The sequence below is a fragment of the Paenibacillus sp. J31R120 genome (assembly GCF_056269225.1).
On sequence record NZ_JBWDNN010000001.1, the window covers coordinates 229,296 to 247,566 of the forward strand.

Annotated in this window: 13 protein-coding genes; 12 read left to right on the forward strand and 1 reads right to left on the reverse strand. The window is 52.1% G+C overall.

Going from position 1 to position 18,271, the window contains the following annotated elements; genetic code table 11:
- The first annotated feature begins 117 nt into the window (after nt 1–117).
- The 12 genes from alaS (at nt 118) to AC0YNW_RS01125 (ending at nt 16,796) form a co-directional block, all read left to right on the forward strand.
- Complete coding sequence (gene alaS / locus AC0YNW_RS01070) at nt 118–2,751, forward strand: alanine--tRNA ligase (RefSeq protein ID WP_475830416.1); 2,634 nt, start codon at nt 118–120, stop codon at nt 2,749–2,751.
- 52 nt (nt 2,752–2,803) lie between these two features.
- On the forward strand, nt 2,804–3,067 hold the full coding sequence (locus AC0YNW_RS01075) for an IreB family regulatory phosphoprotein (RefSeq protein WP_116045679.1): 264 nt from the start codon (nt 2,804–2,806) through the stop codon (nt 3,065–3,067).
- 19 nt (nt 3,068–3,086) lie between these two features.
- Nucleotides 3,087–3,503: a Holliday junction resolvase RuvX gene (gene ruvX / locus AC0YNW_RS01080; protein WP_387472618.1), complete on the forward strand. Its 417-nt coding sequence runs from the start codon at nt 3,087–3,089 to the stop codon at nt 3,501–3,503.
- A gap of 8 nt (nt 3,504–3,511) precedes the next feature.
- A complete protein-coding gene (locus tag AC0YNW_RS01085) occupies nt 3,512–3,814 on the forward strand; it encodes a DUF1292 domain-containing protein (RefSeq protein ID WP_387472616.1) in 303 nt (100 codons plus the stop codon).
- Complete coding sequence (locus AC0YNW_RS01090) at nt 3,807–4,118, forward strand: DUF1292 domain-containing protein (RefSeq protein ID WP_387472614.1); 312 nt, start codon at nt 3,807–3,809, stop codon at nt 4,116–4,118. The genes AC0YNW_RS01085 and AC0YNW_RS01090 overlap by 8 nt, the downstream gene beginning before the upstream one ends.
- A 135-nt stretch (nt 4,119–4,253) precedes the next feature.
- On the forward strand, nt 4,254–5,369 hold the full coding sequence (gene mltG, locus AC0YNW_RS01095; protein ID WP_387472876.1) for an endolytic transglycosylase MltG: 1,116 nt from the start codon (nt 4,254–4,256) through the stop codon (nt 5,367–5,369).
- A gap of 61 nt (nt 5,370–5,430) precedes the next feature.
- Entirely contained in the window at nt 5,431–6,363 is a 933-nt protein-coding gene (locus AC0YNW_RS01100) for a peptidase U32 family protein (RefSeq protein WP_475830417.1), read from the forward strand.
- A gap of 29 nt (nt 6,364–6,392) precedes the next feature.
- Nucleotides 6,393–7,652 carry a peptidase U32 family protein gene (locus AC0YNW_RS01105; RefSeq protein WP_475830418.1) on the forward strand — a complete coding sequence of 420 codons (1,260 nt, stop codon included), beginning with the start codon at nt 6,393–6,395 and terminating at the stop codon, nt 7,650–7,652.
- A 215-nt stretch (nt 7,653–7,867) separates the two neighbouring features.
- Complete coding sequence (locus AC0YNW_RS01110) at nt 7,868–10,015, forward strand: methyl-accepting chemotaxis protein (protein WP_475830419.1); 2,148 nt, start codon at nt 7,868–7,870, stop codon at nt 10,013–10,015.
- Nucleotides 10,016–10,182: 167 nt separating this feature from the next.
- Nucleotides 10,183–12,372, forward strand: coding sequence for a methyl-accepting chemotaxis protein (locus AC0YNW_RS01115; RefSeq protein WP_475830420.1), 2,190 nt, complete (start codon nt 10,183–10,185; stop codon nt 12,370–12,372).
- A gap of 187 nt (nt 12,373–12,559) precedes the next feature.
- Complete coding sequence (locus tag AC0YNW_RS01120) at nt 12,560–14,740, forward strand: methyl-accepting chemotaxis protein (RefSeq protein ID WP_475830421.1); 2,181 nt, start codon at nt 12,560–12,562, stop codon at nt 14,738–14,740.
- 214 nt (nt 14,741–14,954) lie between these two features.
- Nucleotides 14,955–16,796, forward strand: a complete 1,842-nt coding sequence (locus AC0YNW_RS01125; protein ID WP_475830422.1) for a peptidoglycan D,D-transpeptidase FtsI family protein — start codon at nt 14,955–14,957, stop codon at nt 16,794–16,796.
- 297 nt (nt 16,797–17,093) lie between these two features.
- Here AC0YNW_RS01125 and ytvI read toward each other — a convergent pair whose 3' ends face one another.
- Nucleotides 17,094–18,260, reverse strand: a complete 1,167-nt coding sequence (ytvI, locus tag AC0YNW_RS01130; protein WP_475830423.1) for a sporulation integral membrane protein YtvI — start codon at nt 18,258–18,260, stop codon at nt 17,094–17,096.
- Between the last annotated feature and the right edge of the window lie 11 nt (nt 18,261–18,271).

The following is an 18,271-nucleotide window of genomic DNA, read 5'->3' on the forward strand; positions in this document are numbered from 1 at the left end:
GGAGATTGCGCATGCTGCGCGATAACCAGGGTGGTACCGCGATATCGATTCGTCCCTGTCATTGACAGGGGCTTTTTTATTTTTTCAGAATATAGAACCTATAGGAGGCAATCGTCGATGAAAGCAAGTGAAATCAGAGCCAAGTGGATGCAGTTTTTTGAAGAGAAAGGGCATAAGATCGAGCCGAGCGCTTCGCTCGTGCCGCATAACGATCCGTCCCTGCTATGGATCAACGCGGGCATGGCGCCGTTGAAGCAATATTTTGACGGCCGCGTCATTCCAGAGAATCCGCGGATTGCCAACTCGCAGAAGTGCATTCGTACCAATGATATCGAGAACGTCGGCAAGACTCGCCGCCACCATACGTTCTTCGAGATGCTGGGCAACTTCTCCATCGGCGATTACTTCAAGGAAGAAGTGATCACTTGGGCGTGGGAGTTCCTGACGGACAAGAAGTGGATCGGCTTCGATCCGGAGCGCCTGTCCGTAACGGTGTACCCGGAGGACGAAGAAGCATTCCGCTTCTGGAATGAGAAGATCGGCCTGCCGGCTGAGCGCATCTACAAGCTGGAGGAGAACTTCTGGGATATCGGCGAAGGACCGTGCGGACCGTGTACGGAGATTTTCTACGACCGCGGCGACAAGTACGGCGATCTGTCCGATCCAGAGTGCTGGCCGGGCGGCGAGAACGAGCGTTTCCTGGAAGTATGGAACCTCGTATTCTCCCAATTCAACCATAACAAAGACGGCAGCTACACGCCGCTGCCGAGCAAAAATATCGATACTGGCGCAGGCCTGGAACGTTTTGCTTCTATTCTGCAAGACGTGGATTCGAACTTCGACACGGATCTGTTCCGTCCGATCATCGACCGCACTTGTGAAGTCGCAGGCGTGACGTACAAAGTGAACGAAGAGCAGGATGTGGCGCTTAAAGTGATTGCCGACCATATCCGTACGGTTGTATTCTCCGTCGGCGACGGTGTTATGCCGTCGAATGAAGGCCGTGGCTACATCATCCGCAGACTGCTTCGCCGCGCGGTGCGCTATGGCAAGAAGCTGGGCGTGGATCGTCCGTTCCTCTATGAGCTTACGCCGATTGTGGGCGATGTCATGGGTGTCTACTATCCGGAAGTAGTCGAGAAGCGCGAATTCATCGAGCGTGTCATCCGCACGGAAGAGGAGCGCTTCCACGAGACGTTGTCCGACGGCCTTGCGATGCTGTCTGATATCGTGGCATCCGCCAAGTCGGCTGACAGCACCATCATTCAAGGCGCAGACGCATTCCGCTTGTACGATACGTACGGATTCCCGTTCGACCTGACGGAGGACTTTGCGGCGGAGCATGGCATGACCGTCGACCGTGAAGGCTTCGACGCGGAGATGGAGCTTCAGCGCGAGCGCGGACGAGGCGGACGCCGCGAGACCGAAAGCATGAAGGTGCAGGGCGGACCGCTGTCCGAATATACGGATAAAAGCGAATTTGTTGGCTATACTGATCTGATAACTGACTCCCAGATTAAGGGTATCGTGCTGGGCGACGCATTCGTAGAGGAAGCGGGCGAAGGCAATCAGGTGCTGGTGCTGCTTGACAGCACACCGTTCTATGCAGAGAGCGGCGGACAGACCGCAGACCGCGGCACGATTGCAGGCGACGGCTTCGAGCTTCGCGTAGAGAATGTATCCAAGGCTCCGCATGGTCAGACGGTTCATCATGCGGTTGTGGTATCCGGCACGGCCAAAGCAGGCGCAACCGTGGAATCGGCGATCGACAAGGCTGCGCGTGAAGATATTATTAAGAATCATACGGCAACACACTTGCTTCACAAAGCGCTTAAGGAAGTGCTTGGCGATCACGTGAATCAGGCCGGCTCCCTGGTGGAGACAGACCGTCTGCGCTTTGACTTCTCCCACTTCGGCAGCGTTACAGCGGAAGAGCTGGCAGAAATCGAGCGCAAAGTGAACGAGCAAATCTGGCTGGGCACAGATGTCGACATCTCGAACAAATCGCTGGCGGAAGCAAAAGCGATGGGTGCTATGGCGCTGTTCGGCGAGAAATATGGCGATGTCGTGCGCGTCGTGCGTGTTGGCGATTATAGCCTTGAGCTGTGCGGCGGCTGTCACGTTCGCAACACTTCGCAGATCGGATTGTTCAAGCTGCTTGGCGAGAGCGGCATCGGTTCCGGCGTTCGCCGAATTGAAGCTGTAACCGGAAGACATGCTTATACGTATTACGAGGAGCAAGTGGAATTGCTGAAGCAATCGGCAGCTCTGCTGAAGTCAGGCGTAGCTGACGTGCCGAAGCGGATTGAAGGCCTGAACGCGCAACTGAAGGAGCTGTCCCGCGAGAACGAATCGCTGCAGGCGAAGCTGAGCCGGATCGAGGCGGGTTCACTTGAATCGCAAGCGGTGAAGGCGGGCGAAGTGACGGTACTCTGCGCGAAGGTGAACGCGCCGTCGATGGATGCGCTGCGCGGCATCGTGGACGAACTGAAGCCGAAGCTCGGCGCAAGCGTCATCGTGCTGGGCGCGGTTGCGGACGACAAGGTCAATCTTGCGGCAGCGGTATCCGCTGATCTTGTGAAGAAGGGCTTCCATGCCGGTCAGATCATTAAGGAAGCGGCGATTATTTGCGGCGGCAACGGCGGCGGACGCCCAGACATGGCCCAAGCAGGCGGCAAGGATATTACGAAGCTGGACGAAGCGCTGAAAGTTGCGGAAGAACTGGTTGTTAACCGGGCGAATGTGATATGATAGTGCTAGGCAATGTCTCTTTAACGGTTTTTTGGAAAGCGAGGTGCTGTTGATGAGTTCTATGGACCAAACAATGAAGTTTAACGTGAAGGCTGAGGGGGTGGAGACTTCTTCTGGAGATATTCTTCTTAGCGTGCATGAAGCATTGCTGGAGAAGGAATACAATCCAATTAACCAGATCGTTGGGTATTTGCTGTCCGGAGATCCCGCGTATATTCCGCGGCACAACAACGCCAGAAGTTTGATCCGCAAGAAGGAACGCGACGAATTGATCGAAGAGTTGGTCCGGTTTTACTTGCAGCACAAGAAACAATAACAAGGAGCCGGACAATTAGATGAGAGTGATGGGACTGGACTATGGGGACCGCAATATTGGAGTGGCGATCAGCGATGCCTTCCAATGGACGGCTCAAGGCATCACAGTCGTGGAAAAACGACGCGACGGAGGAGAGCTGGATCGGTTATCCGAGCTGGCAAAGGAACATGAAGTATCCGAAGTCGTAGTTGGTTTGCCGAAGAATATGAACGGATCCGTCGGCCCGCGTGGCGAAATTTGCATCGCATTTGCCGAGCAGATTGGGCAGAAGCTAGAATTACCAGTTCACCTTTGGGATGAAAGGCTGACAACGGTAGCAGCCGAGCGAACGCTCCTGGAAGCGGACGTCAGCCGGAAGAAGCGAAAGCTAGTCATAGACAAGATGGCCGCAACGATCATCTTGCAAAATTATCTCGATTCTAAAACGAAAAGGTGAGGGTTACGATGACAAAGGACGACATGCAGTACGAAGAGCCGGAAATCATTTATATTCCGGATGAAGAGGGCAACGAAGAGGAATTCGAAGTCATCATGAAGTTCGAAGTAGATGATTCGGATCAGAAATATATGATGGTTGTGCCGCTGATCGGCGCGGATGACGAGGAAGACGAAGTCTATGCCTTCCGTTATGAAGAAGATGGCGACGATCTGAAGCTGTATACGATTGAAGACGAAGAAGAATGGAACATGGTCGAGGAAACGTTCAACACGCTGCTCGGTGAGTTGGAGGAGCAGGGAAATGACTGATGTTTCACATAACAATCCTGAGCGGCTTAGCCGCTTGAAGGAATTGTTCGGCACCGAAGTGGAACTCGTGTCTGAAGATGGCACAGCCGAATTTTTCCGGATTAAAGCCGAGTTCAAGCTAGGCGGCGTGCAGTATGTTGCGCTGCAAAGCGAGGCGATGCGCGCCGAAGACGAGGTTGAGCTGTTCCGCATCAATCTGGACTCCGATGAGCCTCATCTGGAGACGATTGAGGACGATGAGGAATGGGAATCGGTCTCGGAAGCCTATGACGATCTGCTGTTTGACGGAGAAGAGCGCCCATAGCGTCCTGTACGGCGTTATCATTCGGCAGCTTGTCATTGCGCAATAAATACATTCGTATAGTGGAACCAAAAGGGCGGCTTACCACCGCTCTTTTTTTCGGAAACTTGCAGAAGAGGGTGCGATTGGTTGGATACGATGGAAGAGAAGCAAACGCAAAAAAAGAAGAAAAAGCGGAGCAAGAATCAGAAGCCTAGAACATGGCTCATTAATTTGTGGGTCTTTGTCAGCCTGGTGGGCATTATGGTTCTGGTCGCCGGCGGTGCGGCTTTTTACTTGTGGAACAATCTTAAACCTACGCCCAAGGGCGAGATGAAGCAGGTGACGATCACTCGGGGCATGTCTGCCAATTCAGTGGCCGATCTGCTCGAAGAGAATGGCATTATTAGAAATGGATTTGTATTCAGCTATTATTTGAAGATGAAAGATGAAGGAGCCAAGTTCCAAGCCGGCACGTACGAGCTGCAGCCCGGCATGGACAAAACTGCGGTTATTGCGAAGCTTAACGCGGGGGATACGATCGCAGCAGAGACGATCAGATTCACGATTCCGGAGGGCTTCACTGTCCTGCAGATTGCGGACAAGCTGTCGGCTGATGGACTCATTAATAAAGACAAGTTTCTGGAGCTGGCCGAGACGGACCGCGCCTGGGGAGACTCAGAGACGGTCCGCGGCTTGCCGAAGTCGGATAAGCTGCATAAGCGTCTTGAGGGTTATATGTTCCCGGAGACATACGAAATGAAGAAGGAAAGCACCGAGGAAGATATTATTATTCGCATGCTGACAGAGACTGACCGCAAGCTTAGCGCTTTGCCGGAAGGCTGGCAAGATGCAATGGAAGCTACGGGCAGAACACTGCACGAAATCTTGACGATCGCATCGCTGGTTGAACGCGAGGTTGTCGTAGACGAGGAGCGCGCGCTGGTTGCCGGTGTCATCTACAACCGGATTGCAGCCCCAATGCGGCTGCAGATTGACGCTACGGTCCAATATGCCCTGGATACGCCGAAGGCACGCCTGTCTCTGTCTGATTTGGAAATCAACAGCCCTTATAATACGTACAAGATCGACGGCTTGCCGCCGGGACCGATTGCAAGTCCGAGCATTGCTTCGATTGAAGCGGCGTTGTATCCTGCGGATACCAAATATCTATTCTATGTGACGAAAAAGGATGGCTCACAGTCGCATCTGTTCGCAGAGACGTTCAAGGAGCATCAGAAGAATATAGCATTGAGTGAAAAAACGACGCAATAGCAGGTGCCGGCAGACCAACTTTGTGAATTGGCACCCCTAGTATAGACGAAGGAGAACCATAATGACGTACAGACCTGAATTGCTTGTCACCGCATCGTCGCTTGAAGAGCTGTCCCGGCTTATAGCAGCCGGCGCCGACGCGTTCGTCATTGGCGAGTCCCGTTACGGGACTCGGCTTGCCGGTGAATTCTCGAGAGAGATGATCAAGGAAGCCGTAAGCCTGGCACACGCCAAAGATGTTCGAATCTATGCGGCGGTCAACAATATTATCGATAACGCTGCGCTTGAAGAGCTGCCCGATTATGTAGCGTTTCTCCATGAAGCGGGAGTAGACGCCATCGTATTCGGCGATCCGGCCGTGCTAATGGCTGCGAAGTCTCATGCGCCCGGCATGGCGCTGCATTGGAATACGGAGATGACCTCGACGAACTTCGCAACGGCCGAATATTGGGCGCGTAGAGGCGCAACACGTTATGTGCTTGCTCGGGAGCTCAATATGGAGCAGATCGAAGATACGAAGGCAAGGTCGGAGCTTGAAATTCAAGTTCAAGTGCATGGCATGACGAATATTTATCATTCGAAGCGTTCATTGGTGCACAGCTATCTGGAGCATAAAGGGGACCCGGAGCGCATCCCGGATGCGGAGATTGAGCGCGGACTGTATATGATGGAAGCGGATCGTCCCGACGAGCGCTATCCCATCTTCGAGGATGCTAACGGCACGCATGTTATGAGCTCCAGCGATATTTGCATGCTCGAAAACTTGCACGAGCTGCTGGCCGTCTCGGTTGACAGCTTCAAGATCGAAGGCATCATGAAATCGGTCGAATACAATGAGAGAGTCGTTAGCGTCTACCGCAGAGCGATTGATGTCTATTTGGCTGACCCGGAAGGCTATCGCTTCCAAGAGGAGTGGCTCGATTCGATCAAGGAAGTGCAAGATCCGAAGCGCGAGCTAAGCTATGGCTTCTTTTATAAGGAACAAGTCTATTGATCGGATACATGCAGGAGGTGTGAACCACGATGACTACAGGCATAAGAACGGCTTCCCGCCGCTATCAGGGCAAGCGCAACAGGCTGGATCGGCCGGAGTTGCTCGCTCCGGCAGGCAATCTGGAGAAGCTGAAATTCGCCATTCACTACGGGGCGGATGCCGTCTATATCGGCGGACAAAAGTACGGTCTTAGATCCAATGCGGACAACTTCAGCTTCGAAGAGATGAGAGAAGGCGTCGAATTCGCCAATCGCTACGGAGCGAAGGTGTTCGTCGCCACCAATATCTATGCGCATAACGAGGATATTGAAGGTATCGAGGAGTATTTGCGTAATTTGGAGGCAGTCGGCATCTCGGCTATTATTGCCGCTGATCCCGTCATTATTGAGACGGCACAGCGCGTTGCGCCGAAGCTGGAGGTGCATCTCAGCACACAGCAATCGACGATGAACTGGCAGGCGGTCAAGTTCTGGAAGGATGAAGGACTGCCTAGGGTCGTGCTTGCGCGCGAGACTAGCTTCGAGGAGATCGAAGAGATCAAGAAGCATGTCGATATCGAGATTGAAGCGTTCATTCATGGCGCGATGTGCTCGTCGTATTCCGGAAGATGCGTTTTATCGAACCACTTCACCGACCGGGATTCCAATCGCGGCGGCTGCTGCCAGTCGTGCAGATGGAAGTATGATTTGTTCGTGGACGATGCACCGATGTACGAACAAGGCGAAGACCAGTTCACGATGGGCTCGAAGGATTTGTGCATGATCGGTTATTTGCCGGAGCTTATTGAGGTTGGTGTTGACAGCTTCAAGATTGAAGGCCGCATGAAGAGCATTCATTATGTGGCTACGGTGGTTAATGTCTATCGGCAGGCGATTGACGCTTACTTCGCCGATCCGGAAGGCTACGAATTGAAGCAGGAGTGGATCGAGGAGATGAACAAAGCCGCGAACCGTCCGCTCAATACGGGCTTTTTCCTGGATACCCCAGGGGTGGAGGATCATATTTATGGCCCTGAGGAAAAAGCGGCTCCGTACGACTTTGCCGGCATTGTGCTGGATTATGATGATCGGACCGGATTCGCAACCCTGCAGCAGCGCAATCACTTCAAGGTAGGACAGGAAGTAGAATTCGTAGGACCGGGCGGCACATTCTTCAAGCAGACGGTGACGGAGCTGACGGATGAGACTGGAGTTGCTCTGGATGTGGCAAGACATCCCCTGCAAACCGTACGCGTGCGCACGCTAAAGCCGGTAAAGCCGATGGATATGATGCGCAAGAAAATTCGTTAACTATGTTTAGTAGAAATTAGAAAAAAACCAACATAAAGTCATAATAAACCCTTAACCAAATTGGTTAAGGGTTTATTTGTATTTTTCCATTGACAACAGGGACTAGGAACCTAAATAATAGAACCTAGGAACTAGTGATTGTGTCACTATCATTTTGTCTATAGCTGTTGTTTGTTTTACGTTCTATACCACAACAAACAAGGTGGGTGTCAGGTATGTTGACAAAGATGGAGCAAGACGGCAGTAAATCTGAACGAAACAGAGATGGACTAAAAAGCGGAAAGCCAAAGAATCAGGAATTACATAAAATAGCGTCATTTAATATTACGCGAATATGGGCGTCAGTAGGTTTTAAATTATTTATTATTATTTTTGTCGGCATATTGGCATGTGTGCTTACCGTGGGTCTAATTTCCTATTCACAAGCCAAACAAATGGTGGAAGAAAATGTATCGGAAGCCAGTCACCAGACCATTGTACAAGCTGCGGATAATTTGGATGTCGTCTTTAAAACGTATGAGGATTTTACGATGCAGCTGCTGGTGGACAAGGATTTTTTTGCTATGGCTCGCAATATTGCTGGTCATGAGGACGAATCGGTTCGCTATTCATCGGCCAAGGCGCTGTCGGATAAGTTCCGGGGATATGCACTTAGCCAGCAGTCGGTGAAGGGAATGATGCTCCTGCCGGTAAAGCAAGGGCTTCATGTGGTAGCCTCCGGTTCCTCGCTCAGCACGAAAGCAGAAGCGCTTAAGGAATCGGACTGGTATCGCAAGACGTTGGAGCTGAACGGCAAAACCCAATGGATCGCACCTCAGGCTGGCGGAATCTCTTACGATTCCAAGACTCCGACAATCGGCCTCAGTCGACTGTTGAAGGACGGAGTGTCCAGCGACGCGTCTTATATTCTTCTGCTAGAGATGGATGCGGCTACGTTCAGCGGCCGCTATGCAAGCGTCGAGCTTGGCGAAGGCAGCGCTCTGGCTATCGTGGACAGGGAAGGCAAGTATGTGCTGGCGCAGGATGCCGCATTAATCGGGCAAGCAGCCTCCATCAGTGTGCCTTCGGATGACGGCTCCTGGAAGGGCTTAACGACAGACGGCAGTGAGGTGCTAGCCGTATACAAGACTTTCCAGGCGATGGATTGGAAGCTGGTCGGCACAATACCGGTGAAGGCGCTTACGCAGGATGCGGAGGCTATTCGGAGCTTGACGTGGATTACCGCGCTGGCTGCCGCATTGATCGCCGTCGCCATCGGGGGGCTGGTCATTATGACCATTGCCCGTCCGCTCGTGAAGCTGCGTAATCTGATGCTGCAAGGCGCGGATGGCAATCTGGCTGTTCGCTCTTCGATTAGGAAGCGGCGGGATGAAATCGGCGGACTGAGCGACAGCTTCAACCGCATGATGGGGCAGATGACGGAATTAGCGCAGGAGGCTACGCGTTCCGCTGAGGCCGTACTCGCTACGGCTTCTAGGCTGTCGGACGCCTCGCATAAGACGTCCTCAGCGGCGAAGGAGATTGCCGTTGCGACGGAGGAAATCGCAAGCGGCGCATCCAATCTGGCATCCGAGGCTGATCGCGGCAGCCAGCTAACGGGACGTATCGATGCAGGCATGAAGCAAGTCCTGTCGGCAAGCGAGATGATGTTGGCTTCCGCTGCACAGGTGGAGCGCGCTAGCGAGCAAGGTACGGCCTATATGGAGCAATTGCTGGAGAAGACGGGCATGACGGAAGCGATGACAAGCTCTATGGCCGAGAAGGTAGACGCGCTCAAGGACAGTACAGCGTCGATTGCGGGTATTCTGGAAGTGATGCAACAATTAACAAAGCAGACGAACATTTTGTCTTTGAATGCTGCCATTGAAGCTGCTCGTGCAGGAACGGCTGGCAAGGGGTTTATGGTCGTAGCCGATGAGATCCGCAAGCTGGCAGAGCAGTCCCGCCAATCCATTGAGATCGTAGCACGTACGACAGAGACGATCCGGCACGGTATTGACGAGACGGTGCAGGTATTGTCGCAAGCTTACCCGATCTTCCAGGAGCAGATCGGCTCGGTTAAGGAAGCGAACGGCATCTTCATTAGCGTTCAGCAGCAGATGGAGCAATTCGTGCAAGGGCTCGACAGCGTAACAGGCTCAGTGGCCGAGCTGGAGCATTCGCAGGCTGCGTTGTCTGAAGCGATGCTTAGTGTAAGCTCAGTGGCCGATCAATCATCTGCGACGAGCGAGGAGGTAGCATCTCTAAGTCATGAGCAGCTAGGTATTAGCGGCAGTCTGGTCAGCTTGTCCGGGGAGCTTAATGAAGTGTCCACAAGGCTCAAAGAATCGCTTGCCCAATTTAATATGGAGAAACGTGCTTGACCGATTATTAAAAGACATATGAAGCAACCCTATTCCGCGGCGGTATGAATGCCGGTTACGAGGAATAGGGTTTTTTCTCTACTAATTGACAAGAAACCAACAATATCAAATAATAGGAAATAGACTACATACATTGTTCGGCATAATTCGCTAAAAAAAAGGATCGTATGCGTTCGACCAAACTAAAGGCGGTGCTTGCCATCATGGCCGGTAAAGAGAAAAAGCTGCTTCATGTGTCTGCGAAGGAGACAGGGGAGAAGGGAAAGAGAATTGAAAACGGTTACATAAAAGAGTCGTCCGTCTGGCGCTCTTTCTTGACGAATCCTTTTAAATCGGTTGGTTTGAAAATCTTTTTTGCCATCTTCGGAAGCATTTTGGCATGTGTATTGACGGTAGGGCTGCTGGCCTATTCCGAGGCGAAGACGTTGGTTGAGAAAAAAGTATCGGATGCCAGCCTGCAGACGATCAATCAGGTAGCCAGCAATCTGGATGTCATCTTCAAAACCTACGAGGACCTATCGCTTCAATTGTTGATCGACAAGGATTTCCATGCCATCGTCGACCAGCTTGCAACGAGCACTGATGATTACGAGAAGTTCGAGGCTGCTCGAAGGCTTGGCGATAAGATGCAAGGCATGACGCTTGGCAATAACTCGATCAAAGGCATTATGCTGCTGCCGTTGTCGGAAAAACTGCATGTAGTGGCGGCAGGCTCGTCGCTGACGACTCGAGCGGAGCCGCTTTTGAAGACGGAGTGGTATCAGAAGACGATCGAGTTGAACGGCAAGGTGAATTGGATTGCCCCGCAGCCTACAGGCATCTCGATGCTAAGCGATAAGCCAACAATCGCCTTGACCCGACTGTTGAAAAATACGGTATCGAGCGAAGCCGGATATATGCTGGTACTGGAGATTGAAGCAGATACGATCGTGAATCGCTACAAGGATGTCGTCCTGGGGGACGAAAGCGAGCTGGCGATTATCGACGGTGACGGGAATTATGTCATCGCAAGCGATAATGCGAAGATTGGAAAAGCGGCCAGTATTAGCTTGCCGGTATCCGGAGAGCTGGCGCAAGCCGGATCGCCGAAGCTGTATACGACCGATGGCGTAGAAGTGCTTGCGGTCTATCAGAAGCTTCAATCGATGGATTGGAGATTGGCGGGAACGATACCGGTTAAGCACTTGGTGAAGGATGCGGAGTCTATCCGCAATATTACGCTGATCACAGCGCTTGCCGCAATGGTTCTTGCGATTGCAATTGGCGTGCTCGTCATTTTTGCGATTGCAAAGCCGCTTGTGAAAATCTGCAGCTTGATGATGGAGGGAGCGCGGGGCAACTTGACTGTACGCTCGTCCATGCGCAAGCGGCAGGATGAGATTGGGACGCTGAGTGTAAGCTTCAATGCAATGATGGATCAGATTACGGGATTGGCTCAGCAGACGACAAGGTCGGCGGAAGACGTGCTGCAGACGGCATCCGAGCTGACGGAGGCTTCGCGGAAGACATCGGCTTCCGCCAGAGAAATAGCCGCGGCTACGGAAGAGATTGCAGGAGGCGCGACTAGTCTCGCAGTCGAAGCGGAGAGAGGCAATGAGCTCGCAGTCCATATTAACGAGCAGATGAAGCAGGTTATCTCGGCGAATGAAGAGATGGTCGGTTCCGCTGCAAGCGTGGAGCAGTCGAGCGAGCAAGGAACCGCTTATATGAAGACACTCATTCAGAAGACAGGCATGACCGAAGAGATGACTCGCTCCATGGTGGAGAAGGTCGATGCGCTGAAGGAAAGCACAGGCTCGATTGTGAAAATATTGGATGTGCTTAACAATTTGACAAAACAGACGAATATTCTTTCTCTGAATGCAACGATAGAAGCTGCCAGAGCAGGCGCAGCGGGCAAAGGCTTTATGGTCGTCGCGGACGAGATCAGGCAGCTGGCTGACCAATCACGGCAATCTATTGATGTCGTTGCTCAGATTACGGACAAGATCAGATCCGAGATTGATGAGACGGTACAAGTATTGACGGAGGCTTATCCGCTCTTCCAAGAGCAAATCGGGTCCGTCAAAGAGGCAAACGGGATATTCGTCAGCGTACAGGAACAAATGTCGCAATTTGCCCAGCGGTTGAGCGGCGCAACAAGCTCCATCGGGGAGCTGGAGCAGTCGCAGCAGGTGCTGGCCGAAGCGATGACCAATGTCAGCACGGTAGCGGAAGAGGCCTCTGCAACGTCGGAGGAAGTAGCTTCCCTAAGCAGCGAGCAGCTTCATATCAGCAATAACCTGGTGCTGCTGTCAGAGAAGCTGGATGCCGTATCGCGAGGACTGAAGGATTCACTTGCTCAATTCAAACTTTAGGTATTGATGGATTCACCTAATCTAGGACTGAATGGATACTTCGGTATAATCAGTCCTATTTTTTTGTTTTTAGTATTATGAATGAGATGTTAATTGTCGATAAATCTAGTAGTATCGTTCTATGGACGTAGGCTTTAATACACATTACATATGAGGATTTCATACTACAAAGGCGGTGTCTACCTTCATGCCGGGTACAAAAGGGAAGAAAAAGGAAAAGGAATTGGACAACAAGCAACAAATTGAAAACAAGCTTGCGAGCGAGAAGAAAGCAGGCGCCAGCGTTAAGTCGACAGCAAATTGGATGAAAAGCAGCCTGAAAGATGTGAACATTTCCAGCCCAGTCAAATCTGTTGGGCTTAAGCTTTTCTTTATTATTATCGTCAGTATCGTTGCCTGCGTATTGACTGTCGGGCTGATCGCGTATTCCCAAGCCAAAAATCTGGTGGAGAAGAACGTATCAGAAGCTAGCTACCAGACTGTCAATCAGGTAACCAACAACCTGGATATCGTATTCCAGACGTATGCTGACCTGACGCTTCAAATGCTAATCGACAAAGAGCTTCAGACAGAATTGAAAGTTCTGTCCACAACTAATGATTCTTACGATATCCTGCAGTCCAGCAGAACGATATCTGATCGTATGTCTACTTATATTATGGGCAACACCACGATTACAGGTGCGGCTATTATTTCAACCGACGAAGAAGAAGGTGTCATTACAGCTGGCAACAATAACGGCTACCGTGGCGATACGCTGACTAAGGCGGACTGGTTCACGCAGACGATTGAGCAGGACGGCAGACTCGTGTGGGTCGAGCCGAGCAGCACAGGGATCATTGCTTCCAAGTCGCCTAACTCGATCGCACTTGCGCGTGTGATCAAAGCGGCAAACAGACCTTATGTCCTGGTCATGGAAGTCAATCTGGACGCGATCGTGAAGCGATACCAGGATGTACAGCTTGGCGAAGGCAGCACGCTTGCCATCGTGAATGGCGCGGGTCAATACGTGACGAACAATGATCTGGCTTTGCTGGGACAGCCGCATATTGTTACGCTGCCGATTGAGGGCGAAGAGGCTAAGTCGGATCGCAAGAAGATGACTACGGTAGAGGGCAACAGCGTGCTAGCTGCGTATCAGACTTCCGAGATTACGGGCTGGAGATTCGTAGCGACGATTCCGGTTGAGAAACTGGTAGAGCAAGCGTCGGTTATCCGTAACTTAACATGGCTGATGGTTGGTCTGGCAACGCTAATTGCCATCGCGATCGGGGTTCTGGTCATACGTACAATTGCCACTCCGCTTGTGAAGCTCCGCAATCTGATGGTTGAGGGTGCAAGAGGCAATCTGACGGTTCGCTCTTCGATCAAGAAGCGCCAGGATGAGATCGGCCAGCTGGCTGACAGCTTCAATGACATGATGACGCAAATCACGTCCTTGGCGTTGCAAACGACTCATTCGGCAGCAGAGGTTCTACAGACGGCATCCGAGCTGACAGACGCATCGAAGAAGACCGCGATCGCTGCCAAAGAGATTGCAGTGGCAACGGATGAAATCGCCAACGGCGCAACAAGTCTTGCTGTTGAGGCGGAGCGCGGCAGCGACCTGACGAATCATATGAATACGCAGATGAAGGAAGTTATCTCTGCGAACGAGCAAATGTCGCAATCCGCATCCGAAGTGGATCAAGCGAGCCAGCAAGGTACCTCGTACATGGGCCAATTGATCCAGAAGACGGGTCTGACGGAAGAGATGACGCGTTCCATGGTGGAGAAGGTTGATGCGCTGAAGGACAGCACCGGTTCGATTGTGAAGATCCTGGATGTGCTTAACAACTTGACGAAGCAAACGAATATTCTATCGCTCAATGCGACGATTGAAGCGGCGCGCGCAGGCGCGGCAGGCAAAGGCTTTATGGTCGTTGCCGATGAAATCCGCAAGCTGGCTGACCAATCGAAGCAATCGATCGATATTGTTGGTCAAATTACAGCGAAGATTCAAGGAGAGATTGAAGAGACGGTTAAGGTTCTGTCCGAAGCATATCCGATCTTCCAGGAGCAGATTACGTCGGTCAAGGAAGCGAATCAGATCTTCCTGACGGTGCAAGCACAAATGGGCCACTTCGTCGAGAAGCTGGAGCTTGCGACCACATCGATCGGCCAACTGGACGAGTCGCAATCCGTATTGTCGGAAGCTATGACGAATGTCAGCGCGGTAGCCGAGGAGTCCTCTGCTACATCCGAGGAAGTGGCTTCGCTCAGCACCGAGCAGCTTAGCATCAGTGATGGACTGGTCAGATTATCCGAGAAGCTGGATTCCGTATCCCGCGGACTGAAAGATTCGTTGTCACAGTTTAAAGTGCAATAATAGAACGATACTGCAAGCTGTCCCCGTAATGGGGGCAGCTTTTTTGCGCTTTCATGGGATGGCTTGGTTCGTAAACCATGATTTCTGATTCTCCGATTGTCTCATGTTTGTCGAAGTTTGGAAGATCGGCAAAAGGCAACAATAGTGAGAAGAGGCTGTTCTCGTTAAGAGTAGCTGGAATGCGATTAGCTGAAAGAACAGGAGGGTGAGTCCGGTGATTACGAAGAGAGCAGGAGCTATCGGCATCTTGATTACCCTCGTACTGCTGCTGTTCGTGGTCCGAATGGCATGGCTTCAGCTGCTCCCGTCGCATATCCCGACTGCATCGCCTGCAGCAGGCGGACGGGACGGCTGGAAGCGGATGGCGGTTGTGCAGCGGCAGAGGAGCCTTGTTCTGGATACGGGCAGAGGGGATTTCCTCGACCGGAACGGTTTGTCCATTACAGGCGAGACTTATATGACGGTCGTGTTATTCCCCGTGAGGCCTGATGTGCGGGGTAGCCAGGAGCAACTGGGCAAGCTGGCTGAGCAGCTGCGCATCTCCAAGGAAGAGCTCATCCATCGCTGGAATGACATGACGCAGCCGGATTTCTGGCGGGAGGGATCAGGGAAGGACGGACCGGTCAGACTCACAGAAGCTCAGGCCAACGCGATTAGAAGTCTAAAGGTAGAAGGTGTCCGTGTGCTTCCATACCGTAATCGTTATTTGTCCCAGTTCGATGCGAAGCATGTGATCGGCTTTACAAGCCAGCATCCGGAATGGCTCATGTCCGCTCATGAGCAGGACATTGCGAAAGGCCGAAGGAAGCTAACGGAACAGGTTGGCGGCTCAGGGCTGGAGAGATCGCTTGATGGCCTGCTGCACGGCATTGGAGAAACATCGGTCTCCTACTTTATCGATGGCCGCAATGCGCCGCTTCACGGGCTTGATCTGCGCGTCGTACAGCCGAGCAACCGGTATTATCCGCTTAAGGTTGTAACGACAATTGATCTGGCGATGCAGAATGAAATAGAAGAGTATGCCGATGCCATGGGGTTGCAGGAAGGGTCAATTGTCGTGCTGGATGCGCGCAATGCCGACATTGTGGCGATGGTGTCGAGGCCGAAGCTGAGGCCCGGCAAGTTTGGCAACAGCGACGGATCGGAGTGGCGCAACTATGCGCTGACCGCGGTAGAGCCGGGTTCAATATACAAGCTGGTTACGGCAGCATCTGCGTTGGAGCACGGCGTGGTAGACCCGAGGGAAAAGTTTCATTGCAACGGTCATTACGGCAGGTATGGGCTATCCTGCTGGAAGGAAGGCGGACATGGCGAGCTTACCTTCCAGGAAGGAATAGCCCAATCTTGCAACATTGTGTTCGCTACTATTGCGGAGCGACTGGAAGCAGAGCAACTGGATCGAACGGCGGAGGCGCTTGGTGTGAAGGAGCGCATAGGCTGGCATAGCAGCCAAGGCTTCGGCCCGTTCCCGAAGCCGCTCAGACTGCTGCCGGAAGAGGAAGCGGGGCGCTTATTCGCGGGTGAGCGGAGCGGGGAGGACGGAGGTGTGCGCGTTCAGAGCGGTATCGGGCAGCGCGACGTCCGTATGACGCCGCTCCAGGCCGCGAATTTGATGGTAACGCTCATCCACGGAGGCCGAGTTATGGAGCCGAGAATTGTCAGCGAGGTCCGCTACGCGAGCGGCGAGAAAATGGTCGAGCTTCCGGCGCGTAAGCTGCCCCTGACCGGCCGAGGCATCCGTACGGATACGGCAATGGCATTGCTGCGAGGGATGGAGGCGGTCGTCGATCACGGTACAGGGCAATCGATACGTAAGGGAACCTGGAAGGTAGCGGGCAAGTCCGGTACAGCGGAGACGGAGAAAAACGGCGTGGCGCTTAATCACCAGTGGTTCGCCGGATATGGACCTGCTGCAAAGCCTCGCTATGCGGTAGCGGTGCTTGCGGCTAATCGTCCTATCGGCAGCTCCCACCAAGCGACCAAGCTGTTCCGCGGCGTCATGGACATCGCGGCGAAGCATGCGCATGAGCCTCATAGGCATGATCACCGCTTCTGAGCTATCTAATCAGAAATTAACGTTACCTTGCACTGCTAAATGGGATGGATGAGCTTTTTCGGGAGGTTTGTGTTGTGAGTCACCACTAAATGGGATGGATGAGCTATTTCGGCAGATTAGCGTTGTGAGGCACCACTAAATCGTTTGGATAAGCATAATCGAGCAAATAGTGTTAGGCGACACCGCTAATGGCGTCGGTTACAGCGGCTAGTTGCATGGTTCTACCCGGTGGGCCAGCGACCAAAAATAAAGCTCCCGTCACTCTGATGCAGAGGCGGGAGCTTTTTCGTAACTGTATTATTTTTTCAGTGAGTCAATAAAGGCGGTATCTTGCTTCCCAGGCTCATTCGCCACATCGGCTGCGACGACGGGTTCATCGAATTCGTCGACCGGTGTGCGAATCCAGCGGTGGAAGTAGCCTTGGTCGTACAGCGACTTGACGAGAATGACAAGTATCGGCGACAGGATGACGCCGGCGATGCCGAACAGCGAAAGCGAGATAATCATGAACGACAGCATAGTGAACGCCGAAACGCCCAGCGAATCGCCCGTAATCTTCGGCTCCAGAATTTGGCGCGTCAGAATGACGACCAGCAGCAGCGCAGACAGCCAAATGGCCAGCGATAATTTCCCAACGATGAACAAATAAATAATCCATGGGATGAACAGTGTGCTGACACCGAGCAGCGGCAACACGTCGAAGATAGCAGCGACTACCGCTATGATGAAGGCATTATCTACACCAAGCAGGATAAGAGCGATCAGAATAACGATGAACGTAATGCTGATCATTTTGGCTTGTGCCTTGATGTACGATGCGATGCCTCTGAATACATTGTTTCTAAGGAAGAAAAAAGCATTTTTAAAAGTTTTTGGCGTTTTGTCCGTTGCGGCCTGTTTCCAGGTTTTAATTTCGATACTTAAGAAATAAGCTAATATAATCCCGACCACAAAATTGAAAATAAAGGTGGAGAAGGATGATACGTATCCGATCAAGCCGTTCAGGAAGGCGGTAATCCACTTCTGCAGATTATCGGTTGCGCCTTTGGTCAGGTTTTTGATCTCTTCCGAAAGGCTGACGTCATTAGGAAGCTTGTCCAGCTGTTTCTCTACCTGGGACGCCAGATTGCCGATTTGTTCGGCAAGGATGCTTTGATATCTAGGGAAGTTCTCAATCAGCGCGTTACCTTGCTTTGTAATAAGCACAGCCGCCCCGGAGAAGGCGCCCAGAATGAGCAGGGTAAATATAAGTATGGATATACCGGAGGCGATGGACTTCTTTACGCCCCATTTGTTCAATCTTTTTGCGAGCGGCTCAATGATAAGGAAGATCAGGAACGCAAAAAAGATTGGAGTGGCGATCTTGTACACATAACTGAAGGCATACATGATCAAATAGACGGTTAATGCGATGAGTGCAATGTCAAATGCGGTTCTCCAGTATTTTTTGTAGAAAGGCAGCATTCGGTTCCCCT

Bases quoted from the DNA above. Each gene is read 5' to 3' on its own strand.
- AC0YNW_RS01115 (WP_475830420.1), top strand. From the start codon at position 10,183: ATGCGTTCGACCAAACTAAAGGCGGTGCTTGCCATCATGGCCGGTAAA.
- AC0YNW_RS01110 (WP_475830419.1), top strand. From the start codon at position 7,868: ATGTTGACAAAGATGGAGCAAGACGGCAGTAAATCTGAACGAAACAGA.
- AC0YNW_RS01075 (WP_116045679.1), top strand. From the start codon at position 2,804: ATGAGTTCTATGGACCAAACAATGAAGTTTAACGTGAAGGCTGAGGGG.
- AC0YNW_RS01085 (WP_387472616.1), top strand. From the start codon at position 3,512: ATGACAAAGGACGACATGCAGTACGAAGAGCCGGAAATCATTTATATT.
- AC0YNW_RS01105 (WP_475830418.1), top strand. From the start codon at position 6,393: ATGACTACAGGCATAAGAACGGCTTCCCGCCGCTATCAGGGCAAGCGC.
- alaS (WP_475830416.1), top strand. From the start codon at position 118: ATGAAAGCAAGTGAAATCAGAGCCAAGTGGATGCAGTTTTTTGAAGAG.
- ytvI (WP_475830423.1), bottom strand. From the start codon at position 18,260: ATGCTGCCTTTCTACAAAAAATACTGGAGAACCGCATTTGACATTGCA.
- AC0YNW_RS01090 (WP_387472614.1), top strand. From the start codon at position 3,807: ATGACTGATGTTTCACATAACAATCCTGAGCGGCTTAGCCGCTTGAAG.
- mltG (WP_387472876.1), top strand. From the start codon at position 4,254: ATGGAAGAGAAGCAAACGCAAAAAAAGAAGAAAAAGCGGAGCAAGAAT.
- AC0YNW_RS01100 (WP_475830417.1), top strand. From the start codon at position 5,431: ATGACGTACAGACCTGAATTGCTTGTCACCGCATCGTCGCTTGAAGAG.
- AC0YNW_RS01120 (WP_475830421.1), top strand. From the start codon at position 12,560: ATGCCGGGTACAAAAGGGAAGAAAAAGGAAAAGGAATTGGACAACAAG.
- ruvX (WP_387472618.1), top strand. From the start codon at position 3,087: ATGAGAGTGATGGGACTGGACTATGGGGACCGCAATATTGGAGTGGCG.